Annotated in this window: 3 protein-coding genes; 2 read left to right on the forward strand and 1 reads right to left on the reverse strand. The window is 51.6% G+C overall.

Translation table 11 applies throughout. From position 1 onward, the window contains the following. The first annotated feature begins 60 nt into the window (after positions 1–60). Both HMPREF0574_RS09225 and HMPREF0574_RS09230 read left to right on the forward strand, forming a co-directional pair. Positions 61–564, forward strand: coding sequence for an arginine repressor (locus HMPREF0574_RS09225; protein ID WP_004008477.1), 504 nt, complete (start codon positions 61–63; stop codon positions 562–564). Positions 565–671: 107 nt separating this feature from the next. Further along, positions 672–1844: a M20 metallopeptidase family protein gene (locus tag HMPREF0574_RS09230; RefSeq protein ID WP_004008478.1), complete on the forward strand. Its 1173-nt coding sequence runs from the start codon at positions 672–674 to the stop codon at positions 1842–1844. Positions 1845–1966: 122 nt separating this feature from the next. Here the strand turns inward: HMPREF0574_RS09230 and HMPREF0574_RS09235 are convergent. Then, the coding region (locus HMPREF0574_RS09235) for an IS3 family transposase (protein ID WP_050748364.1) at positions 1967–2317 on the reverse strand (351 nt) is incomplete at its 5' end.

Raw genomic sequence — 2317 nt, forward strand, 5'->3', positions numbered from 1 at the left:
ACCCACAAACCCGATATAAGCCAAAAACACGAGTTTCGATTTTAGGGAGTTGATTTGCCTATGACTGATGACACTCCGTCCCGAGTTTTTCCTTCGAAGGCTACCCGTCATGCTGTCATTACCCGACTGCTGCAAGAAAACGTGATTCGTTCTCAAAGAGCTCTACAAAATCACCTCAACGAACTGGGGTTCAGCGTCACGCAGGCAACCTTGTCTCGAGATTTGGAAGAGCTCTGTGCCACCAAGATTCGAGACCGTGATGGAAACCTGCATTATTCCTTGGTCCCTACCGAGGGCACCGCAGGGAACGCTAAACCTCTCAACGGCAGTCTTGATTATTGGGTAAAACAATTTTTGCTGAAGTCTACGTGCGTTTGTAATCAAGTCATTCTGCGCACGCACCCCGCAGCTGCTTCGCCACTAGCTTCGATAGTAGATAAAGAAAACCTTGAGGGAGTCTTGGGCACGATAGCGGGAGATAATACTCTGTTGATAATTTGTCGTGATGAAGCAGCTGCCCAAGCGCTCCATACCCTCATACTTTCCATCTCCGGAATGGAATAGCTCTCCCAGAACCACTACGTTACCGCTCATCCTGACTAAACTAGCAGTGAGGCTCGGCAATAGGTACCGAGGTTGAATGTAGTTTGAGGAAAGAGGACTCTAGAAACATGCAACAAAGCAACTTGAAACTGATCACAGAGCTGCGCCATGAGCTCCATGCTCATCCTGAAATCTCCGGGCAAGAAACGGAAACCAAACACCGGTTGATGAGCTTTCTAGCCGAGCACACCTCCTTTGCTATTCATGACGAAGGCAGTTGGTTTTGGGTGAAGATTCCCGGAACGAATTCCAGCCAGCCAGCCATCGGTTTCCGTGCAGACTACGATGCGCTGCCCATTCCGGAAGATTTGGACCTCCCTTATGCCTCTCAGAATCCTGGTGTAGCGCACAAGTGTGGTCATGACGGGCACAGTTCCGCTCTGGCGGGATTAGCTCTGGAATTGGCAGGGCATGAAGTGCCATCAGACGTTTATCTCATTTTTCAGCCTGCCGAAGAAACCGGGGCTGGGGGATACGCCAGTTCCCGTCTCATTGAACGTGAAGGAATCGACCAAATTTATGCTTTCCACAACTGGAGCGGAATTCCTCGCGGCTGTGTGGCTTTACGACGTGGCGTGTCGCAGTGTGCCTCGCAAGGACTGAGCCTGGATTTTAAAGGCATTACCACGCACGCCAGCAACCCGGAAGCTGGACTGAACCCCAGCGAAGAGATTGCGCAGCTGGTTCTCTACGTTATGGATTTGGCAGGAGTGGCGAGACTCGGTAATCGGCATTCTTGTTTTGAGGGATTCGTGCTGGCCACCGTGGTAGGAATCGAAGTCGGACGCAAGGACTTTGGTATCTCGGCTTCTCACGGGGAGCTGAACTTAACTCTGCGCGCCGAAAACGAGTCTGACCTGGCAAAGCTGAAGAGCCTGATTTGTGACGAGGCTTCCCGCCTAGCGAAACAGACCTCCCTGCTGCTGTCCCTGACTGACTGCGACGTATTTCCTGAAACATGCAACGATGACGCAGCGATAGACCTGGTTGTCGCCGCCGCGCAACGTGCCGGTCTGCCGGTAGTGTACCTGGAAAAGCCCTACCGTGCTTCGGAAGATTTCGGACATTACCTGAAACTTGCCAGCGGGGCGATGGTTTATATCGGTAATGGGGAAGATTGGCCACCCCTGCATACCTCTGCCTATGACTTCTTGGACAGTAACCTGGAAGTGGCCGTGGATTTGTGGTTGTCTATTCTGGGATTCGTGGTGCCTCATGTCAATTTGAGCGCGAATGGTTAGTTGTGCGTCATTTAGTTTGAGCGCGAAGTGGGGGTTAGGCGCTGCGGTGAAGCGTCCTGGGTTTTGTTCCGCTTCTTATGTGGGTGCTAGTTGTTTAGCATGGGTTTGGTTGTAGCGGGTTATCACCTCCTGGGGGGTGTATAGTTCAAGGATTCGTGAAGGTGGGTATTGTTCCACCAGTGAACCCAGTTCATGGTGGCGAACTCGACCTCGGACAGGGTTTCCCAGGTTTGCGAATAGATAAATTCGGTCTTATATAAACCATTTACGGTCTCTGCCAGGGCGTTATCGTAGGAGTCTCCCACGGTTGCGGTAGAAGGTTTTATACCGTAATCAGTGAGTTTGTTGTTATAGGCAATGGAGGTGTACTGGCTACCGTGATCGCAATGATGCACCAGGCCTGCAAGATTGTCTCTTGCTAGGGCTGTTGCCTGCTCGAGTGCTTGCAGGGGCAGTACCTCGGTTTTCATTGA

It is taken from the genome of Mobiluncus curtisii subsp. curtisii ATCC 35241 (assembly GCF_000146285.1).
In the GTDB taxonomy this organism is placed as follows: Bacteria; Actinomycetota; Actinomycetes; order Actinomycetales; family Actinomycetaceae; genus Mobiluncus; species Mobiluncus curtisii.